The 18,512-nt window shown below is 63.3% G+C and carries 15 protein-coding genes; 8 read left to right on the top strand and 7 right to left on the bottom strand.

Annotation, left to right across the window (positions count from 1 at the left end):
* Positions 1-9: 9 nt before the first annotated feature.
* Entirely contained in the window at positions 10-1,758 is a 1,749-nt protein-coding gene (locus AAHE99_RS10275) for a S8 family serine peptidase (RefSeq protein ID WP_342116980.1), read from the bottom strand.
* Between the two features lie 348 nt (positions 1,759-2,106).
* Here AAHE99_RS10275 and AAHE99_RS10270 point away from each other — a divergent pair, with 348 nt between their 5' ends.
* Positions 2,107-4,194 carry a 3-hydroxyacyl-CoA dehydrogenase NAD-binding domain-containing protein gene (locus tag AAHE99_RS10270; protein WP_342116979.1) on the top strand — a complete coding sequence of 696 codons (2,088 nt, stop codon included), beginning with the start codon at positions 2,107-2,109 and terminating at the stop codon, positions 4,192-4,194.
* Here the strand turns inward: AAHE99_RS10270 and AAHE99_RS10265 are convergent, their stop codons facing one another.
* Positions 4,195-4,737: a GNAT family N-acetyltransferase gene (locus AAHE99_RS10265; protein WP_342116978.1), complete on the bottom strand. Its 543-nt coding sequence runs from the start codon at positions 4,735-4,737 to the stop codon at positions 4,195-4,197. It lies immediately after the preceding gene.
* A 35-nt stretch (positions 4,738-4,772) separates the two neighbouring features.
* On the opposite strand from AAHE99_RS10265, the gene AAHE99_RS10260 reads away from it, so the two are divergent.
* On the top strand, positions 4,773-5,522 hold the full coding sequence (locus AAHE99_RS10260) for a substrate-binding periplasmic protein (protein ID WP_342116977.1): 750 nt from the start codon (positions 4,773-4,775) through the stop codon (positions 5,520-5,522).
* 3 nt (positions 5,523-5,525) lie between these two features.
* Here AAHE99_RS10260 and nadB read toward each other — a convergent pair whose 3' ends face one another.
* Positions 5,526-7,133 carry an L-aspartate oxidase gene (gene nadB, locus AAHE99_RS10255; protein ID WP_342116976.1) on the bottom strand — a complete coding sequence of 536 codons (1,608 nt, stop codon included), beginning with the start codon at positions 7,131-7,133 and terminating at the stop codon, positions 5,526-5,528.
* Between the two features lie 102 nt (positions 7,134-7,235).
* On the opposite strand from nadB, the gene prsR reads away from it, so the two are divergent.
* Positions 7,236-8,582, top strand: coding sequence for a PEP-CTERM-box response regulator transcription factor (gene prsR, locus AAHE99_RS10250; RefSeq protein WP_342116975.1), 1,347 nt, complete (start codon positions 7,236-7,238; stop codon positions 8,580-8,582).
* Here the strand turns inward: prsR and AAHE99_RS10245 are convergent.
* Positions 8,556-9,176, bottom strand: a complete 621-nt coding sequence (locus tag AAHE99_RS10245) for an ABC transporter permease (RefSeq protein WP_342116973.1) — start codon at positions 9,174-9,176, stop codon at positions 8,556-8,558. The genes prsR and AAHE99_RS10245 overlap by 27 nt on opposite strands.
* Positions 9,161-9,865 carry a hypothetical protein gene (locus AAHE99_RS10240; RefSeq protein ID WP_342116972.1) on the bottom strand — a complete coding sequence of 235 codons (705 nt, stop codon included), beginning with the start codon at positions 9,863-9,865 and terminating at the stop codon, positions 9,161-9,163. Before AAHE99_RS10240 ends, AAHE99_RS10245 begins: the two co-directional genes overlap by 16 nt.
* 97 nt (positions 9,866-9,962) lie before the next feature.
* Here AAHE99_RS10240 and AAHE99_RS10235 point away from each other — a divergent pair, with 97 nt between their 5' ends.
* The 5 genes from AAHE99_RS10235 to AAHE99_RS10215 are packed head-to-tail and all read left to right on the top strand — an operon-like array spanning position 9,963 to position 17,049.
* A complete protein-coding gene (locus tag AAHE99_RS10235; protein WP_342116970.1) occupies positions 9,963-12,041 on the top strand; it encodes a glycosyltransferase in 2,079 nt (692 codons plus the stop codon).
* The gene (locus tag AAHE99_RS10230) at positions 12,025-13,470 is read left to right on the top strand and encodes an oligosaccharide flippase family protein (protein ID WP_342116968.1); all 1,446 of its coding nucleotides are present in this window, start codon (positions 12,025-12,027) and stop codon (positions 13,468-13,470) included. Before AAHE99_RS10235 ends, AAHE99_RS10230 begins: the two co-directional genes overlap by 17 nt.
* Before the next feature lie 13 nt (positions 13,471-13,483).
* The gene (locus tag AAHE99_RS10225) at positions 13,484-14,536 is read left to right on the top strand and encodes a glycosyltransferase family 4 protein (protein WP_342116966.1); all 1,053 of its coding nucleotides are present in this window, start codon (positions 13,484-13,486) and stop codon (positions 14,534-14,536) included.
* Complete coding sequence (locus AAHE99_RS10220; protein ID WP_342116963.1) at positions 14,526-15,881, top strand: MBOAT family O-acyltransferase; 1,356 nt, start codon at positions 14,526-14,528, stop codon at positions 15,879-15,881. Before AAHE99_RS10225 ends, AAHE99_RS10220 begins: the two co-directional genes overlap by 11 nt.
* Before the next feature lies 1 nt (position 15,882).
* Entirely contained in the window at positions 15,883-17,049 is a 1,167-nt protein-coding gene (locus tag AAHE99_RS10215; RefSeq protein WP_342116961.1) for a hypothetical protein, read from the top strand.
* Here AAHE99_RS10215 and AAHE99_RS10210 read toward each other — a convergent pair.
* Together AAHE99_RS10210 and AAHE99_RS10205 are read right to left on the bottom strand one after the other, a co-directional pair.
* The gene (locus AAHE99_RS10210) at positions 16,989-17,741 is read right to left on the bottom strand and encodes a class I SAM-dependent methyltransferase (RefSeq protein WP_342116960.1); all 753 of its coding nucleotides are present in this window, start codon (positions 17,739-17,741) and stop codon (positions 16,989-16,991) included. The genes AAHE99_RS10215 and AAHE99_RS10210 overlap by 61 nt on opposite strands.
* Positions 17,738-18,502, bottom strand: coding sequence for an XrtA-associated tyrosine autokinase (locus AAHE99_RS10205; RefSeq protein WP_342116959.1), 765 nt, complete (start codon positions 18,500-18,502; stop codon positions 17,738-17,740). Before AAHE99_RS10205 ends, AAHE99_RS10210 begins: the two co-directional genes overlap by 4 nt.
* Positions 18,503-18,512 lie beyond the last annotated feature (10 nt).

Raw genomic sequence — 18,512 nt, 5'->3', positions numbered from 1 at the left:
AGTGTTAACTCAGCGGGTCACTTGAACCGACGTCGTGGAGGTATTGCCGGCGGCATCCCGGGCTACGGCCTGGATGGTGTGGCTGCCGGCGGCTTCCTTCCTGGTGTTCCAGTTGTAGGTCATGGAAGAGCCCGTGCCGGAAGCTTTCAGTTTGCCGTCGATGTACAGGCTCATGGTGATGCCGGCGGCGCCGCTGTTGTCGGAGGCATTCAGTTGCACGCTCACGTTGCCGGATACGCGGCCAGCAACCGGATTGGTGATGGTTATGACCGGTGCGACAGTATCGGCCACTGGTGGCGGTACGGCATTAGCCACGTTGACCTGCACCGTGCTGGAGGTGGCGACATTGCCGGCGGCATCGTAAGCGATGGCGACCAGGTTGTTCATGCCGTTGGAGACGCCGGCCGAATCCCAGGAGAAGCCGAATGGGCCAGAGGTGTCGGACGCCACCACGGTGCCATTCACTTTCAGTTCGACACGCGACACGCCGACATTGTCGGCAGCGTTCACGCTGATCGATACCAGGCCGGAGACGGTGGAGCCGCCGGCCGGGCTGGTGATCGCCACGGTCGGCGCGGTGGTGTCCGGCGTAGGAGTGGACAGGGCGGCCGCTACAGCGCCGGCAGCGTTGACGCGGCCATAACCGAATTTGTTGTCGCGGCCGACAGTCCCCAGGTCAACGGCCGTGGTGAACAGGATGTTCTGCACTTGGTCCGCCGTCAGTGATGGTTTGGCGGACATTACCAGGGCGGCGACGGCTGCAGCAATCGGGCTGGCGAAGGAAGTGCCGCTGGCCGCGCCGTAGCTGCCGCCGCTGACAGTGGTGTAAATGCCCGATCCGGGCGCCGAAAGGGCGGTGAAGTTGCCCCAGCTGGAAAAGCTCGACAGGTTGTCGGCCGAATCGGTGGACGACACCGGAATCATGGTGGTGGTCGGAGTGAAATTCTCGTCCCTGGCGTTGTTGCCGGTGGAAACGAACAACAGGCCGCCCTTGCTGCGCAGGTAGTTGGCAGCGCTTTGTACGGCAGAGCTGGTCGGCACACTGCTGTAACTGATGTTGACGACACGGGCGCCGTGGTCGGCTGCGTAGGTGACGCCGCTGGCCATGGTGGAGAAGTAGGCGTAGCAGCCGGCGTCGTAGAAGGCGATCCGCACCGGCATGATCTTGGCTTGGCCTGCGACACCGGCCACGCCAGCGCCATTATTGGTCACTGCTGCAGCTGCGCCCGCGACCTTGGTGCCATGGCCGCAAACGTCAGCGGTATTGGTGTTGTTTTCGTAAGCGTTGTAGCCGGCGACGGTATTGCCAACCAGGTCAGGGTGGCTAGCGTCCTGACCCGAATCCAGGATTGCAATGGTGATGCCGGTGCCCTGGGTGGAATCCCAGGCGGTGTTGGCGCCAATCTTGGGCAGATGCCATTGGCTGCCGGCATATGGGTCGTTGGCGGCGGCGGAAACTTCCACGCGCTCGTCCAGTTCAGCAAATTTGAAGTGCGGATTGTTCTTCAGCTTGTTGGCGACGGCTTTCTCCGAACCTTTTGGCAGGTCCACAATATGGATATTGCTCTGGCCCAGTTTGCTCGCCGTGCCGCTATGTTGCTTAAGGATTTTGCCCATTTCATCAACGGTGAGGCCGGCGCGCGGCTCAACGATGATGCGACCCGGGGCAAAGTGTTCAGATGGAGCTGCGACGGCTGAAGCCGCCAGCGTAGCGATTGCAGCAGCGATTGCTGCGGAGTAGGTAGTGATAGTTTTCATTTAAGTATCTGGCAGTCCTGCCGTCGTGGAGCGAGCTCTATAGACCGATGTTTCACGGAATCTTAGGTGCTCAATTTCCCCAAAGCAAGCGTAATCTAAAATACTTTATTATCTGTCGTAAGTAAGTCTGACTATTATGAAAACTAAGTTGTCAGTATTTTATTTGCGGCGCAATTGCTGAGACAAATCAATCACTTGCAATATTTCGCGATTGGAAGACAGATTAACATCAAAGAAAGTCACATATAATCTCGGCATTGATGTCAAAAGAAAGTGTACGACCGTTCTATTTCTGGGTTATAGTAGCTGTTCGGTATCACCACCATACTAAGAAGGAAGAGACGATCTATGAGTGCAGATTACGCAGTCCACGGTTCTATCGCCGTCATTTCGCTGAATAATCCACCGGTCAATGGACTGGGCCTGGCCACCCGCAGCGCAGCTATCGAAGGTATCCGCCGTGCGCAGGACGACGATGCGGTCAAGGCCGTGGTCCTGACAGGCGCCGGCAAGGCATTCTCAGGCGGCGCCGATATCAAGGAATTCAATTCGCCTAAAGCGTTGACGGAACCGACCCTGCACACTTTGATCCGTGCAGTGGAAGGGTGCAGCAAGCCGGTGGTTGCCGCCATCCACTCGGTCGCCATGGGGGGCGGTCTTGAGTTGGCCTTGGGTTGCCATTACCGCGTAGCGCTGCCTGGCGCCCAGATCGCACTGCCGGAAGTGAAACTGGGCTTGCTGCCTGGCGCAGGCGGTACGCAGCGCCTGCCACGCGTCCTGGGCCTGGAGATGGCCTTGAATATGATCGTTTCCGGTACGCCGGTCCTGTCGGAAAAGCTGGCCGGTACGGCGATTTTCGACAAGCTGCTGCCAGCCGGCGCAGACTTGTTGGCCGAAGCCCGCGCTTTCGCCGAATCGATTGCTGATACGCGTCCGCTGCCGAAAGTACGCGAGCGAAAAGTCGAGTATCCGAACCACGAGGCCTTCCTGCAATTCAGCCGCAATACCGTCAAGGCGGTGGCCGGCCCGTTCCCGGCGCCGCTCGAGTGCGTAGAGACTGTGGCGGCATCGGTGACGATGGAGTTCGAAGCGGGCCTGAAGTTTGAGCGCGAACGTTTCCTGCACCTGATGCAAACAACTGAATGCAAATCGCTGCGCCATGCCTTTGTTTCCGAGCGCGCCGCCAGCAAGATCCCGGACGTGCCTTCCGATACGCCGACCCGCACCATCGCCAAGGCCGCCGTGATCGGCGCCGGCACCATGGGCGGTGGCATTGCGATGAACTTTGCGAACGCAGGGATTCCGGTCGTGCTGCTGGAAACCAAACAGGAAGCGCTGGATAAGGGCATCGCGACGATCCGCAAGAATTATGAAAACACCCTGAAGAAGGGCAAGCTGACGCAGGAGAAGTTCGACCAGCGCGTGGCGCTGATCAGCGGGACCCTGGATTACGCAGCGATCGGCGACGCGGACATCGTGATCGAAGCCGTGTTTGAAGACATGGGCGTGAAGGAAACCGTGTTCCGTAAGCTGGATGAGGTGATGAAGCCCGGCGCCATCCTGGCGTCCAACACTTCGACCCTGGACCTGGACCGGATTGCCGCCTTTACCAAGCGTCCGCAAGATGTGGTCGGCACCCATTTCTTCAGCCCTGCCAATGTCATGAAGCTGCTGGAGGTCGTGCGCGGCAAGGAGACCGGCAAGGACGTGCTGGCGACCACCATGGCCTTGTCGAAAAAGCTCAAGAAGACCGGCGTTGTTTCCGGCGTGTGTGATGGCTTTATCGGCAACCGCATGATCGAGCAGTACTTCCGTCAGGCCGGCTTCCTGCTTGAGGAGGGCGCGCTGCCGGAGCAGGTGGATAAGGCGATCGAAAAATTCGGCTTCCCGATGGGGCCATTCCGCATGAGCGACCTGGCCGGCAACGATATCGGCTGGTACATCCGCAAACGCCGCTACGTGGAAAAGCCGGAAGTTGTCTATTCGAAGACCGCCGACCTGCTGTGCGAAATGGGCCGGTTCGGCCAGAAGACCAGCGCCGGCTGGTATGACTACAAGGAAGGCGACCGCAAGGCCTATCCGAGCGACGTGGTGAACGGCATGATCGTCAAGCACTCGGCAGATATCGGCGTCGAGCGCCGCAAGATCAGCGACCAGGAAATCGTTGAGCGCCTGGTGTATGCGCTGGTCAATGAAGGTGCGCTGATCCTGGAAGAGGGGATTGCCTTGCGCGCTTCGGACATCGATATGGTGTACCTGACCGGTTATGGCTTCCCGCTATACCGTGGCGGCCCGATGTTCTACGCCGATACCATGGGCCTGACGAATGTGCTCTCCAGTATCGAGAAGTTCGCCAAGGGCCGCCATGGAGAAGCCTGGAAACCCGCTCCGCTGCTGGTCAAGCTGGCGGGCGAAGGCAAAGGGTTCAACGGCTGATCAGCCGATCCGCTTGCGCATCCGGAGCAATGGGACTGAAACATTATCCGGCAGCGCAAGCGCCATTGGCTCCACCTCTTCGAACCCGCAGGCGCGATATAGCGGCACGCCCGGCATGGTCGCGGCTAGCTCCATGAAGTGGAAGCCTGCGTTGCGGGCTTCGCTTTCGCAGAAATCCATCAACATGCGCCCCAGGCCCTGGCGCGGCACAGTAGGGTCGACAAAAAACGCCCGGATGCGGGCCGGCTGGGTGGCCGGATCGAGCAGGGGATCCGGCCCCTTCTTGTGCTGGTCGCCGCCAAACAGCGTAGCGCGCTTGCTCCAGCCGCCACAGGCCAGCAGCACGCCATCACGCTCGATGACGAAGTAAGTCCCGTCTTCCACCAATTGCGTATCGACGCCAAAAACGTGGCGCGTCACCGCCGAGGCTTGCTGCTCGGTGTAGAAACCCTTGCTTAATTCGATTCCCGAACGTTTGATCAGCGCTTCCATCGTTGCCAAATCGGTCATGCGGGCAGGGCGCAGGGTAGCTGGAATAGTCATATGGAAATGGTATCATGGGCCACAGGGAGGGAAACATGCGCAAACTCACTGCTGCAATCTTCGCCTTGCTCTGTTGCCTGCCGGCGGCGGCCCGCGATTTGCTGGTGATCGGCACCCACTTCGAACGTGTTTATGAACGGGGCCAGGAGGGCGAAATCGTCGGCTTCGGGCCCGAGGTGGTGCGGCTCATCGCGCAGCGCCTTGGCCACCGCGCCATCTTCGAACTCTATCCCTGGTCCCGCGCCCAAGCCCTGGTCGCCCAGGGGAAGGCCGACATTCTCGTCGGGCCTTACAAGACTTTCGAACGCCAGCAGCTCATGGCGTTCTCCAAACTTCCGTTTTACCAGGACCAGATGGTGTTCTACGTCCGTAAGGGAGCAGCCACGGACTGGAATGGCGATTACGCGGCGCTGGCCGACAAACGCATCGTGATCGTCAATGGCTGGGCTTATGGCAATGCGTTTGATAAGGCGCGGCCGCAATTGAAGCTGGACGTGGTCAATAGCGTCGATAGCGGCTTGAAGATGCTGGCTGCCCAGCATGCCCATATGTTCGCCAGTAACCGGCGTAATACGGAGCCGGTTCTTGGCCGATTGGGGATGCTGGGGCAACTGACCATGCTGCCGCAAGTGATCGAGGTGCAGGATGGTTACTTTGCCTTCCCCAAGCGGCCGGCCTCCGATGCGCTGCGCAAGGAATTCGATGCCGAATTCCAGCGCATGGTCGAAAGCGGGGAATTGAAACGCCTGGGCGCGCGGCACGAGGTGAGCGTGCCGCCGCTGTAGGTATCAACGGCGGTCCGGCGTGAGTACGGTCGGCAGCGCCTTAGGCAGGGTGGCAGGATAGTCGCGGCTGAAGTGCAGGCCGCGGCTCTCGCGCCGCTGCAATGCGCTGTTGACGATCAGCGAAGCGACTTCCACCAGGTTGCGCAACTCCAGCAGGTCGCTGGTGATGCGGAAGTGGCGGTAATACTCGTCGATCTCCTCTTTCAGCAGGGCGATGCGATGCTGGGCGCGTTCAAGGCGCTTGGTGGTACGCACAATGCCGACGTAATTCCACATGAAGCGCCGCAGTTCATCCCAGTTGTGGGCGATCACCACTTCTTCATCGGCGTCGGTCACGCGGCTGGCGTCCCAGTCCGGCAGGTAAGGCGCGCCTTCCTGCTCTTGCGCCAGGATGTCCTGGGCGCAGGCACGTCCCACCACCACGCACTCAAGCAGGGAGTTGGAAGCCAGGCGGTTGGCGCCATGCAGGCCGGTGCAGGCAGTCTCGCCGACGGCATATAGGCCTGGCAGGTCGGTGCGGCCGAACAAGTCGGTCACGACGCCGCCGCAGGTGTAGTGGGCGGCCGGCACGATCGGGATCGGCTGCTTGGTGATGTCGATGCCCAGTTCGAGGCAGCGCGCGTAAATGGTCGGGAAGTGCGAAATCAGGAAATCGGCTGGTTTATGGCTGATATCAAGGTGCACGTAGTCCAGGCCGCGCTTCTTGATCTCAAAGTCGATGGCGCGGGCCACCACATCGCGTGGCGCCAGCTCCGCGCGTTCGTCATGCGCCAGCATAAAGCGTTGGCCCGCCGATGCGCCGGCTTCCGGCGGCAGCTTGAGCAGGCCGCCTTCGCCGCGGATAGCTTCCGTGATCAGGAAGGACTTGGCGTAGGGGTGGTACAGGCAGGTCGGGTGGAACTGGATGAATTCCATATTCGACACGCGGCAGCCGGCGCGCCATGCCATGGCAATGCCGTCGCCGCTGGCAGTGTCGGGATTGGTGGTGTACAGATAGACCTTGCCGGCGCCGCCGGTCGCCATGACCGTATGCTCGGCTGCCACCGTGTGCACCTGGCCGGTCTGGACGTCCTGCACATACAGGCCGTGGCAGCGTGGCGGGGCATTGTCGGGGCGCGGGCCCAGTTTGTCGGTGGTGATCAGGTCAATCGCGCAATGCTGTTCGAACAGGCTGATATTCGGATGTGCGCGCACCTTTTCTTCCAGCGTGACCTGGACCGCGTGGCCGGTGGCGTCCGCCGCGTGGATGATGCGGCGCTGGCTATGGCCGCCTTCACGCGTGAGGTGGAAACCCAGTTCGGCGTTCTCGTCGCGGGTGAATGGCACGCCAAGCCCGATCAGCCATTCAATGGCTTCCCGCCCGTGCTCCACGATGAAGCGGGTGGCGCCTTCGTCGCACAGGCCGCCGCCGGCCACCAGGGTGTCGGAAATATGCTGCTCATGGCTGTCGCCAGAGTCCAGCACAGCGGCGATACCGCCCTGGGCCCAGTTACTGGCGCCATCGAGCAGTGCGCGCTTGGAAATGATGGCTACTTTGCGGCTTTCCGCCAGGTGGAGTGCTACAGAAAGGCCGGCCAAGCCGCTGCCGACAATCGCTACATCGAATTTCATGGTGTTTCGGACAGTCTTTTTCGCGAAATAAGCAACAATATAAACTATTTGCCGTTGCGCTGCCTCAAAAGCCCCACTGCCGGCATGTTGCATGATAGGGCCATGAGCAAGAAAAAACTGCTAGTGGTCGAGGACGACCTGGGCCTGCAGAAGCAATTGCGCTGGGCCCTGGATGCGTACGAGGTGGTCTTTGCGGGTAACCGCGATGCCGCCCTCGGGCAGCTGCGCCGCCACCAGCCGGCCGTGGTCACCATGGACCTGGGCTTGCCGCCGGAACCGGACAGCGCGGGCGAAGGCCTGCTTTTGCTGCGGCAGATGCTGGCGATCGCGGCCGATACCAAGGTCATCGTCCTGTCCGGCAACCAGGACCGGGAGAATGTCCTGAAGGCGATGGCCCTTGGCGCCTATGACTTCCACCAGAAGCCCCTGGACGGCGACATGCTGCGCCTGATGGTCGACCGCGCATTCTTCCTCCATACGGTGCAGCAGGATAACCGTCGTATGCTGCAAACGGAAGCCGACACGCCGCTGTCCGGGCTGGTCACGCGCGATCCCGGCATGCTGCGCGTCTGCCGCAGCATTGAAAAAGTGGCGCCCAGTTCGGCCACCGTCATGCTGATGGGTGCATCGGGCTGCGGCAAAGAGGTGCTGGCGCGCGGCCTGCATGAACTGAGCACGCGCCATGACCGGCGTATGGTGGCGATCAATTGCGCGGCAATTCCCGAGCATCTGCTGGAGAGCGAACTGTTTGGCTACGAGAAGGGCGCCTTCACCGGGGCCGAACGGCAGACACTGGGCAAGATCGAGCTGGCCGCGGGCGGCACCTTCTTCCTCGATGAAATCGGCGATATGGCCTTGCCGCTACAGGCAAAGATGTTGCGCTTCCTGCAGGAGCGGGTCATCGAGCGCCTAGGGGGCCGCACCGAAATTGCGGTCGATGTCCGCATCGTGTGCGCCACCCACCGCAACCTGAAGGCGATGGTGGATGAGGGACGCTTCCGGGAAGACCTGTTTTACCGCCTGAGCGAGATCGTGCTGGTGGTGCCGCCTCTGCGCGAGCGCGTTGGCGACGCGGTCCTGTTGGCCCAGCACTTCCGGCACCGCTTCCTGCAGGCCGAGGGGCGCCCGCCGCTGCCTTTCCACCCTGATGCACTGGCCGGAATCGAGGCTTATGGCTGGCCGGGCAATGTGCGTGAGATCGAAAATTGCATCAAGCGCGCGGCCATCATGAGCGAGGGGCCGCATATCACGCTGGAGGACCTGGGCTTGCCGCCTGGCGTCCAGCAAGCCGAAAACATCGACCTGCGCGAAGCGCGCAACGCGGCCGAGTACAAGGTGATGGTGAAGGCGCTGGCCCGCACCGGCGGCAATATCGCCCGCGCAGCGGAGCTGCTGGGCGTCAGCCGCCCAACCCTGTACGACTTAATGAGTCACCACGGGATCAAGTGACTCGGGCTCGCGCCATTCGTGCGCGGCCTTGAGCTGCTGGCGCAGTCCGGGCAGCGGGAAACCCATGGCGTAAGACTTGTGCGCAGCCTCCAGCGCCGCAGGAAATGCCTTGATGCGAACCCGGGCCAGGCCGAGGTTGTACCAGGCCGCGGCGTGGCCCGGCTGCGCCGCCACGGCCGCCTCGAGCTGTTCGATTGCGTCCTTGTCGCGTTTGAGCGCCAGCAGGTAGGCACCGAATAGGGCGCGCGCCGCACCATCATCCTGCACATAGTTGATCGCACGCTGGAAATAGCATTCGACCCCGAAGCGCGCGCCGGGCACTTGGTCTTTGCGCAGGCGCAGCGCCAGGCGCGCCATTGCGGCCAGCGCGCGCGGATGGTTGGGGAAGTGTTCGAGCGTGTAGCTGATGTCCCCGCCCAGCGTGCCGGACTGGCCGCGCTGCAAAGCCTCGACGGTGGGGCCGAAATGGTAGCTCTCAACGACCGTCAGCCCACGGGCATCATCCGCATTGTAATAGTCGCCGCCGGTTCCGCCCTTGACATAGGGTGGGCAGCCGCCAGCCAGCGCGGCCAGCAAGATCAGGGAGCTTGGCATGGGCGGGCTTCTCCTTCCAGGGAACGGGTGTCGAATACCAGTTTCGGGTATGAGCTTGGGTTTCCCGAAAGGTGGATGTAGGGTGGGCAGGAAGCCAGCATCAACTGCCAGCGTCCCAGTGTGAAGAAGTTCGCGCTGCCCAGGATGATGGCGCCGATCCGGCGATGGGCACGCAGCGAATCTGGATTGAAGGCCGAGATTCGGCTGCATGTCCAGGCGATGCCATGCGCCTGCATGCGCCGGTGTGCTTCATCCCACAATCGGCAGAAGGCGACGCCGAGGCGCATGTGGGGCTGAACAAAGACATCGTAATCCCAGCATGAACGAGGGGAGGGCAGGCAGTACCGTGCCCGCACCTCGTCCTCCTGATAGGCCCCCAGCTGGTACCACAGGAAGCCCGCCAGTTCAGCGCCCTTCCACGCCGCGATGCTGTAGCCGCCCTGGCGGAAACGCGCCGCGACGATTTGCTGCGGGCGCGGATAGGCGGCGGGCAAGTCCTCGAGCCTGGCCAGGCTGCGAACGTCGATGCTGGCCGCTCCGCGCCGCATGGCTTGCGGGGCTACGCGTTGCGCGACAAAGTGATAGCGGTGCATCGAACAGCCCACCAGTGCGAGACAGCGCGCCACGGCATACCAGGCCGCATCGATGGCGCCCATTTCGGCAACTGTCTGGAGGTAGCGCGTGTTCATGGACCCATTACAGCAAAGCCTCCGTGCCAGCTCTTTGCGTTAGCGCAAGCGTCGATGCTGCGGGCTTGCATAGACTGGGACCTCCAAGGAGGAGATCATGCTGACTGTGCTGATGGCTACGTTCAACGGTGCGCAAACCCTGCCCAAGGTGCTGGATGCCTACACCCAGTTGCATAGTCCAGAGGAGGGCTGGCGGCTGCTGGTGGTTGATAACGGCAGCAACGACGGCACGCGCGAGCTGCTGATGTCGTACGCCGGCAAGCTGCCTTTGCATTACGCCTATGAGCCGCGGCGTGGTAAGAATGCGGCGCTGAACCACGGCCTGGCCGTGGCGTTAAAGGGCCCCGAAACCCGCCTGTTCGTCTTCACCGACGACGACGCCACGCCGGATCCGGACTGGCTATTGCGCTACGCCGACGCTGCGACGCAGCGGCAGGGCTTCGCGATTTTCGGCGGCAGTATTGTGCCTGACTGGAGCCAGGCGCCGCCGCCGTGGCTGCTGCGCCTGGTGCCTTGCGGCCTGACCTATGGGCTGACCGATCCGGAAATGGCGGAAGGGCCGGTCTATCCGGGCCTGGTATGGGGCGCCAATATGGCAGTGCGGGGCGAGGTTTTCCATCAGGGCTTCCGCTTCGATGAATCGATTGGGCCCGCCGCGGGCGAATATGCGATGGGTGGTGAAGTCAGCTTCACCCGGCTGCTGGATGGTGCGGGCTTCCAGTCCTGGTTTTGCCCATCGGCGCGTGTCGCCCACCACATCCGGCCCGCGCAGTTGACCAGCGACTGGGTGATTACGCGCGCCCGCCGTTACGGCCGTGGCGCCTGTCGCCTGGCGAAACCGGGCCAGTTCCCCGAGCTGTTCGGTGCGCCGCGCTGGATGCTGCGTAAGTATGCGCAGGAGTTGTGTGGCCTGGCGGCGGCGCTGGTGTTGCGCCAGCCCGAACGGATTTTCCAGCGGCGCTGGGAACTGGCCTATCTATCCGGCTATATCCGAGAGGCGGCGGCCGCGAACCGTGGCGCGACGCCCCGTATCCTGGTCACCAGCTACTCCGGTGAGCTGGGCGGGATGGAGTTGCGCATGCTGGACGAAGCGCGCATCCTCAAGCGCATGGGCTACGACTGCGTCCTGGCCGCGCCGCGCTTCCCGGGCGACGAAGCGTGGCGCCAGTCGGCGCAGGACGAGTGCGTGGAAGTGGCGGAGCTGAATGTTCCGCCTCTGCTGGAAGAATGGTCGTGGCGCCGTACCAACCGCCTGCGCGCGATCGCATTCGCGGCGCCCGCGCTGCGGCAGCTCAAGCCAAGCCTGGTCCACATAGCGTTTTGCTGGACCTTGTACGGCGCCAGTGCGCTATGGCTGGCGCAGCGCTGCGGAATCCCAACGGTGATCAGCGTGCACAACGCCTTCCCGCCGGTGGAGTTCAACGACTGGCAGCGCCGCTTGCTGCAGCGCGCGCTGGCCGGCGTCAAGGGCGTCTATAGCGTTTCCGACTCCGCGATGAAGCGCTTTCTCGCCATCTACCAGCAATGGCTGCCAGCCGATGCCAGGCTGGCCGTGATCCCTAACTGTGTCGACACGTGCCGCTTCCAGCCATCGGTCCGGCGTCGCTCGGCGGCGCGGCGCCAATGGGGAATCGGCGACGACGACGAGGTGATAGGCTGCGTGGCGCGTTTGTCGCAGCAAAAGCGGCCGGAGGAGCTGCTGGCCATCTTCGCGCAGCTTGCGGCAATACGCCCGCGACTGAAGCTGCTGCTGGTCGGGGCGGGGCCGCTCGAATCGTCCCTTCGCGACCTGGCCAAGCGCTTGCGGTTGTCCCGCCGTGTGATCTTTGCGGGCTTCCAGGCCCGGGTCGAGAACATCATCCCAGCCATGGACCTTCATTTGCTGGTGAGCCGGCGCGAGGGGTTCGGGATCGCCACCATCGAAGCGATGGCCTGTGGCGTCCCGGTACTGGCAACACGCGTGCCAGGCAGCGAGGACATCCTGCAGGACAGTGCAGGCGGCATCCTGCTGCCGCTTGGCGATACCGACGCCGCGGTACGCACCATCACCGAGCTACTGGACGATCGTACACGGCGCGAGGAGATGGGCCGCAGGGGGCGCGCGGAAGTCGAGTCGCGCTATGCGGTGCCGGTGGTGAGCGCCCAGGTGGAAGCCTTCTATGAGGGGCTGGTCTGACATGCCCGGCATGGTGCGCAATTTTGCTTTTGCCTTCGCCGAAAAGTACCTGATCGTGATGCTGGCCCTGGCGGGCTCCATGCTGCTGGCGCGCCTGCTGACGCCCGCTGAACTGGGTGTGTACAGCATTGCCGCTGTCCTGGCAGGATTGGCGCAAGTGTTCCGCGACCTGGGGGCCGGGCAATTGCTGGTGGTGCAGCGGGCGCTTGGCGAGCCGGAGCAGCGCGCCTTGCTGACGTTGTCGCTCGCGATGGGGTGGTTGCTGGCCGCAGCGCTGGCGGCGCTGTCCTGGCCTTTTGCCGCGTTCTATCGCCAGCCAGCGCTGGGCGAGGTGCTGCGCATCCTGTCCCTGAACTTCCTGCTGGTGCCGTTCTCATCACAGGTGACGGCCATGCTGCGCCGCGAATTGCGCGCCGGCCGCTTGTTCGCTATCAGTACCGCGTATGGCCTGACGCAGTTCGGGGCAACGATCGTGTTGGCGCTTGCAGGACTCGGCCCGCAAGCACTGGCCTGGGGCAGCTTCGCGGCAACGGTGGCAGGCCTGGGCACTGCGCTGTTGCTGCGCCCAGCCGGCATGTATTGGCGCCCGACGCAGCATGGCGTGTGGGGTTTGCTGCGCCCGGGCGGCTTGGCGGTCGCTGGCAATGTTATGGATGAAATAGGCGTGGTTGCGCCCGACCTCGTGGCTGGCAGGCTGCTGGGTGTTGCGGAAGTGGCCTTGCTTGGCAAGGCACAGTCGGTGCTTTCCCTGTTTAACCAAGCTGTTACCAGCGCGGTGTCCCCCGTTATTTTCCCGCTGTTCGCCCGGCAGGCGCGCGAGGGCGCCGATCCGGTGCAATCCTACTTTTCGGCTGCGGCCTGCATTACAGCGTTGTCGTGGCCATTCCTCCTGCTGGCAGGCCTGTTCGCCTCACCGCTGGTGGCGTTGTTATACGGACCTCAATGGCAAGGCTGCGTACCTTTGATCAGGATCATGTGTGGCGCCGCTGCGCTGTATAGCATGTTCAGTATGGTGCGCTATCTGCTCTTGGCGACTGGCCATATTGCCGCCCAGGCCAGGCTGGATGCCACCGCTGTTGCTGGCCGCCTGCTCATGCTGGCGCCCGCCGCCATGGCTGGCTTGAAGTGGCTTGCATTGGCGGTAGCACTGAGCCTTGTGTTCCGCAGCTGGCTGGTTTGGCGCGTCCTGCGGCGTTTGTACGGGGTGTCCGTTGGCGGCCTGCTCGGACACCTGCGCAAAAGCGCTGCAGTGGCGCTAGCCGCAGTCGTGCCGGCGGTGCTGGTGTTTCTCGCGGCCGGTGGAGACCGGACGGGTTTCCTGGCCCTTCCGGCTGGTGTGGGCGCTGCGGCACTGGGCTGGGGCACGGCGCTGTGGCTTGTGCAGCACCCATTGGCGGCATACCTGCGGCGTCCCAATTCGCTGCAATGAGCGGGAGGAATCTATGCGCGTCGGAATCCTGTCCTACCCCATGCTGTTCCAGCGAGAAGGCGGCCTGCAGATCCAGGTCCGCGAAACCGTGGCGGCGTTGAACCATCTGGATGCAACCATGTCAGCGGAGCTGGTCGATACGGCGCGCCAGCGTCTGGACGAATACGACGTGATCCACATATTTTCGGCGTTCAACGGCAACGTGCGCGTGGTCGAATCGGCCGCCGATCTAGGCATCCCGGTCGTGCTGTCGCCGCTGGTGTCTCCGACCTGGAACCGCAGCTCCGGTTTTCGCGCCCGCGTAGCGGACCGGCTGGCGGGCCGCATTTCCTCTTACAACCTGCAATCGAGCTATGCGCAGACCAAACGCGCCCTGCAGCTGGCCGACCTGGTCATCGCGCTGGGCGAGGCGGAGCGTGAAGCCATCGTCAGCGGCTTCCTGACGGACCGCGCCAAGATCCGTGTCTTCCCGAATGGTATCGGCCGCCAGTTTTTCACCGCCAGACCGGAGCCGTTCCGGCAGCGTACCGGGATTGTCGGCCCCTTTGTGCTGTCCGTCGGTTCGGTCTCGCCCTACAAGAACCAGCTCGGGCTGGCGCAAGCACTGGAGGGCAGCGAATTGCCGCTGGTGCTGATTGGCCCGGTGGCGCGGGAGGAACAGGCCTACCTGCAGTCGGTGCTGAGGTCTCCCTGGGTACGCTGGCTTGGTGCACTGGACCATGAAGATCCCTTACTGGCCAGCGCCTTTGCTGCCGCCTCGGTGGTCGCCTTGCCCAGCCAGGGAGAAATCTTCCCCTTGTCGGTGTTGGAGGCGCTGGCGGCTGGGACGCCAGTTGTCATGACCCAGGACAGCGCCCTGCACCTGGAGGGGGCTGACACCATGCTGCGCAAAGTCGCCTGGAACGACCATGCGGCGCAGCGCGAAGCCATCATTAGCCTGGCCGCCCTGCCACCAGAAAGGGCAGGCGTGCAGTCGCTGGTTGAACAGTTCACCTGGCAGCGTGTGGCGGTGCAGGTTGCGGCCTGTTACCGTGAACTGGTGCCGGAGGCGCAAGGTGCTGTTTAATTCCTTTGCCTTCATTTTCCTGTACCTGCCACTGACCCTGGCCGGCTACCAGCTGCTGCGCCGGCACGGCGTCATGTGGCTGGCGCTATGCTCACTGTTCTTCTATGCCTGGTGGGACTGGCGCTTCCTGCCCTTGCTGCTGCTCTCGATCTGCGTGAATTTCCATGCCGGGCAAGCGATATGTTCCCGCACCGGGACGGCGCGCCAGGCCTTGTTCTATGCCGCCCTGGCATTCAACCTTGGCTTGCTGGTGTGGTTCAAGTACGCCGGCTTCGTGTTCGGCATGGACCCCGGCCTGCCGCTGCCGATTGGCATCTCCTTCTTTACCTTCACGCAGATTGCTTTCCTGGTCGACTGCAGGCGCGGCGTGGCGCGCGAGCCGCGTCTTGGTCCCTATGTCCTGTTTGTCAGCTATTTCCCTCACCTGGTCGCAGGTCCGGTGCTGCACCACGCCGAAATGATGCCGCAGTTCCGCAATGGCCAGTCACTGCGGGCCGAGAACCTGGCCGCCGGCCTGACGATCTTCGCGCTCGGGCTGGCGAAGAAGGTCCTGATCGCCGACAACGTGGCGCCGCTGGCGAATCCCCTGTTCACGGCGGGCGCCGCACCGCAGCTTCTCGACGCCTGGATCGGCACACTTGCCTACAGCATGCAGCTGTACTTTGATTTTTCCGGCTACTCGGATATGGCGATCGGCCTGTCGCTGCTATTCGGCGTGCGCCTGCCCGAGAACTTCAACTCACCTTATCAGGCGCACGATATCGCGGACTTCTGGCGCCGCTGGCACATGACACTGTCGCGTTTCCTGCGCGATTACCTGTACATCCCGCTCGGCGGGAACCGCAATGGAAGCTGGGCGCGCCGCCGCAACCTCATGCTGACCATGGTGCTTGGCGGCGCCTGGCATGGCGCGGGCTGGACTTTCCTGGCATGGGGCGTCCTGCACGGCTTCTACCTGGTGCTGCACCAGCATTTCTCGGGCGGCGCGCGGCGCTGGTGGGGCAGGCCACTGACCTTCCTCGCGGTGCTGCTGGCCTGGGTGCCATTCCGCGCGTCCGATATGGGCGCGGCACTCGATATCTGGTCCGGCATGGCCGGGCTGCACGGTCTGGGCCTGCCGCGCGGACTGGGCGGACCCGGCCTGCAATGGGTGGATGGTGGCGGCTACGGCTTGCCCCTCCTGGCGCTGGCCGCGCTGCTGGCGTGGTTCGCACCCAACACGCGCCAACTGATGGAGCAGAAGTGGGATGGCTCGCTGCGCTACGCCGGCACCACCGCCATCCTGCTGCTGGTCTGCGTCTTCAGCATGAACCGCCCAACCGAATTCCTCTACTTCCAGTTTTGAAATGAAGACCTATCTCACCGTCGCTGCCGGAGCGCCCATGCTGCTGGTCGCAGCGGTCGCTGGGGCCAACTATGTGCTTGATCCCTATCTGATCCACCAGTGGGATACGCCAAAAGTCTTGCGCTTGCGGCAACCGGTGGAGAAGCTCAATGCCTGGGGCAAGACCTACGCCGTCGCGGTCTACCAGCCGCACACCATTTATCTCGGAAATTCGCGCACTGAACTTGGCCTGGCGGTAGCGAAAGACGGCAATACGCGCGTGTTCAATGCGGCTCTTTCAGGTTCCACCCTGGGCGATGCCATCCGCATGCTCGGTCACGCACGCCAGTCCGGACCCGTGCGGCGCGTAATCTGGGGTATAGACGCTCCTTCGTTTACACTGACTGCCGGGAATAGCGAGCTAGAACCAGCCTTGCTTGCAAAGGATGACGCCTACTTCGCCAGGCGTGTCCTGCTCGATTTGCAGCGTGCGGTCAGCATGGACATGAGCCGCGAAACCCTGGCTTTGCTGCGCGGCCAGACGGAGCCAATCTGCCATGCCAGCCTGGCGCGCTTTGGGCAGCGGGACAACGCCTGCATGCGGCACCGTATCGCCGGATGGGGCGGCACCGGTGCCGTGATCGGTGCACGCACGCGTGAATTCCTGCGCGGCGAAGGACCGCGGGAAAGCGCGCTTCCGGCACTGGAGCAGGCATTGCGCAGCGCTTGCCACATCCAATGGCGGCTGTACGTCAACCCCACCCATGCGATGACCATCGACGCGATGTACTGGGCGGGCAGGGGAGGGCAATACGAAGCCTGGCTGCAAGCGATCACCGGAGTTGGTGAAAGGATGCGCCGCGCCGGCTGCGATGTAAGGATTTACGACTTCTCCGGCTTTAACAGCGTGACCAGCGAGGCGGTGCCGCGCGCGGGGGACCGCTCGGATATGCGTAATTATTGGGAAACCTCGCACTACCGGGACCACGTGGGCGCCGCCATCCTGGCCCGCCTGACTGGTGGAGCCGCCGCGCCGGACGGCTTCGGGACGGAACTAACTCCCGTTAGCATCGGCCGCCACATTGAGGGCCAGCGCACCGCGCGCGCCGCCTACCTGGTGGACCGCCCTTACGAAGCGGCTTGGGCCCAGCGCATCGCCGCCGCACCTTTCTCGCAAGGCAGCGACTGAACGTCGAGGTGGGGGAACTCGAGCGACCAGCGCTGCAGGGCCGCCCGTTCGCCCGGCCTTTCGGCATCATCGAGAAAGACCATCGCACCCGGCGCCAGGCGCGGGAACAGGATCGGGCCAGCGGGGTAGCGGGCGTGCTGACCGATGGCCTGAGGCGGGCCGTCAATCACCAGCATGTCGATCGGCATTACGAGCGGCAAACCGCTGCAGTCATACCATAGCTGCTGGCCGCCGCCGACAGCCTGTCCGGTCAACGGGGCATCGATGACGGTCGCCCACGCTGACAGCCCGTGCAATTCGAGCTGCCGGCGGGTGCGCCGAGCGTAGAGCGGATCATGTTCCAGGCTGTACACCATGCCGGCGCCATTCAGTTGCAGGCAGCGCGCCAGTACCAGGGTGGAAATGCCGCTGCTGCACTCCACCACACAGCGCGGCTTCTCATCCAGCGCATGGGCCGCCAGCTCCTGCAGGAAGTCAGGCGAAGCAGCCCAGCCGCGTGTCAATGGCAGCGCCCGCCGCAAGCCGAGGCTGACGTACAGTCCCTGCAAGGCCTCCAGCTGGCGGAACAGGGTTGCATTGCCATGGCGCGTATCGTCGCGCAGGGTATGCACCAGGATGTGCATGTGGCGCACCTTGTGCAGGATATAGCCGCAAAGGAGCAGCAGGGCCGCGATCGCGTAGGCGTCCATCATTCGTAATAGCCGTAGTAGTCGGAGCCGGGGAAGGCGCGCGACTTGTTATAGATCAGGTTCAGGTTGGGGCAATGCTCAATGCGGGCCAAGGCATCGCGTACGGCCGCCTGGGTCGTGGTTTCGGCCTCCACCACCACGACCACCTGGCCCATCTGGGACACCAGGACGCTCGATTCGGTCGTCAACAGCAATGGCGGGGAGTCGAAAATAATGATGCGGTCCGGGTAGCGGTTGGCCAGCTCTTCCAGCAGGCGTGTCATATTCCGGCTGGCCAGGAGTTCGGTCGCGTGGCGGCTCGCAGGGCCCGCCGGAAGCAAGGTCAGTGAAGGCACATTGGTGCGCATGATGACGTCGGATAGCTCCACGCTCCCGTCCAGCAGTACATCCATCAGCCCGCGTTCCGCCTGTAGCCCGAGCACTTTCAGCACTGAAGGACGCGCCACGTCGGCGTCCACCAGCAAGGCGCGCGCATCCCTTTCCATCGAAATGCTCATGGCCAGGTTGATGGCGCAATACGTCTTGCCTTCACCGGGCAGCGCGCTGGTCACAACGATGAGGTTGCCATGCGGGATGGCACTGGTGCCACTGGCACGCGCATCCTTCAGCAGGTGGCGTTTGATGATGCGGAAATCCTCCGCCACCGAGGTGCGGCCACTTTCATGCGTGATCATGCCGCGCTGGCGCATCCGGACCAGGTTGATATCCGCAAAGCCCGTTTCACCGGGCGGCGCGACTTCGAGCAGGCTGGGCGGCAGTTTCATGATTCTCCCG

Origin of the sequence: Pseudoduganella sp. OTU4001 (assembly GCF_038440195.1) — a bacterium.
GTDB lineage: Bacteria > Pseudomonadota > Gammaproteobacteria > Burkholderiales > Burkholderiaceae_D > Rugamonas.
The sequence above is the reverse complement of the archived record's forward strand: the minus strand, read 5'-3'. Positions and strand labels throughout refer to the sequence as shown.

What these genes read in the sequence shown, in the direction of transcription:
- AAHE99_RS10230 (WP_342116968.1), top strand. Translation starts at nt 12,025, where the DNA reads ATGAGGGGCTGGTCTGACATGCCCGGCATGGTGCGCAATTTTGCTTTT.
- AAHE99_RS10205 (WP_342116959.1), bottom strand. Translation starts at nt 18,502, where the DNA reads ATGAAACTGCCGCCCAGCCTGCTCGAAGTCGCGCCGCCCGGTGAAACG.
- prsR (WP_342116975.1), top strand. Translation starts at nt 7,236, where the DNA reads ATGAGCAAGAAAAAACTGCTAGTGGTCGAGGACGACCTGGGCCTGCAG.
- AAHE99_RS10260 (WP_342116977.1), top strand. Translation starts at nt 4,773, where the DNA reads ATGCGCAAACTCACTGCTGCAATCTTCGCCTTGCTCTGTTGCCTGCCG.
- AAHE99_RS10235 (WP_342116970.1), top strand. Translation starts at nt 9,963, where the DNA reads ATGCTGACTGTGCTGATGGCTACGTTCAACGGTGCGCAAACCCTGCCC.
- AAHE99_RS10265 (WP_342116978.1), bottom strand. Translation starts at nt 4,737, where the DNA reads ATGACTATTCCAGCTACCCTGCGCCCTGCCCGCATGACCGATTTGGCA.
- AAHE99_RS10245 (WP_342116973.1), bottom strand. Translation starts at nt 9,176, where the DNA reads ATGCCAAGCTCCCTGATCTTGCTGGCCGCGCTGGCTGGCGGCTGCCCA.
- AAHE99_RS10215 (WP_342116961.1), top strand. Translation starts at nt 15,883, where the DNA reads ATGAAGACCTATCTCACCGTCGCTGCCGGAGCGCCCATGCTGCTGGTC.
- nadB (WP_342116976.1), bottom strand. Translation starts at nt 7,133, where the DNA reads ATGAAATTCGATGTAGCGATTGTCGGCAGCGGCTTGGCCGGCCTTTCT.
- AAHE99_RS10225 (WP_342116966.1), top strand. Translation starts at nt 13,484, where the DNA reads ATGCGCGTCGGAATCCTGTCCTACCCCATGCTGTTCCAGCGAGAAGGC.
- AAHE99_RS10270 (WP_342116979.1), top strand. Translation starts at nt 2,107, where the DNA reads ATGAGTGCAGATTACGCAGTCCACGGTTCTATCGCCGTCATTTCGCTG.
- AAHE99_RS10210 (WP_342116960.1), bottom strand. Translation starts at nt 17,741, where the DNA reads ATGATGGACGCCTACGCGATCGCGGCCCTGCTGCTCCTTTGCGGCTAT.
- AAHE99_RS10275 (WP_342116980.1), bottom strand. Translation starts at nt 1,758, where the DNA reads ATGAAAACTATCACTACCTACTCCGCAGCAATCGCTGCTGCAATCGCT.
- AAHE99_RS10240 (WP_342116972.1), bottom strand. Translation starts at nt 9,865, where the DNA reads ATGAACACGCGCTACCTCCAGACAGTTGCCGAAATGGGCGCCATCGAT.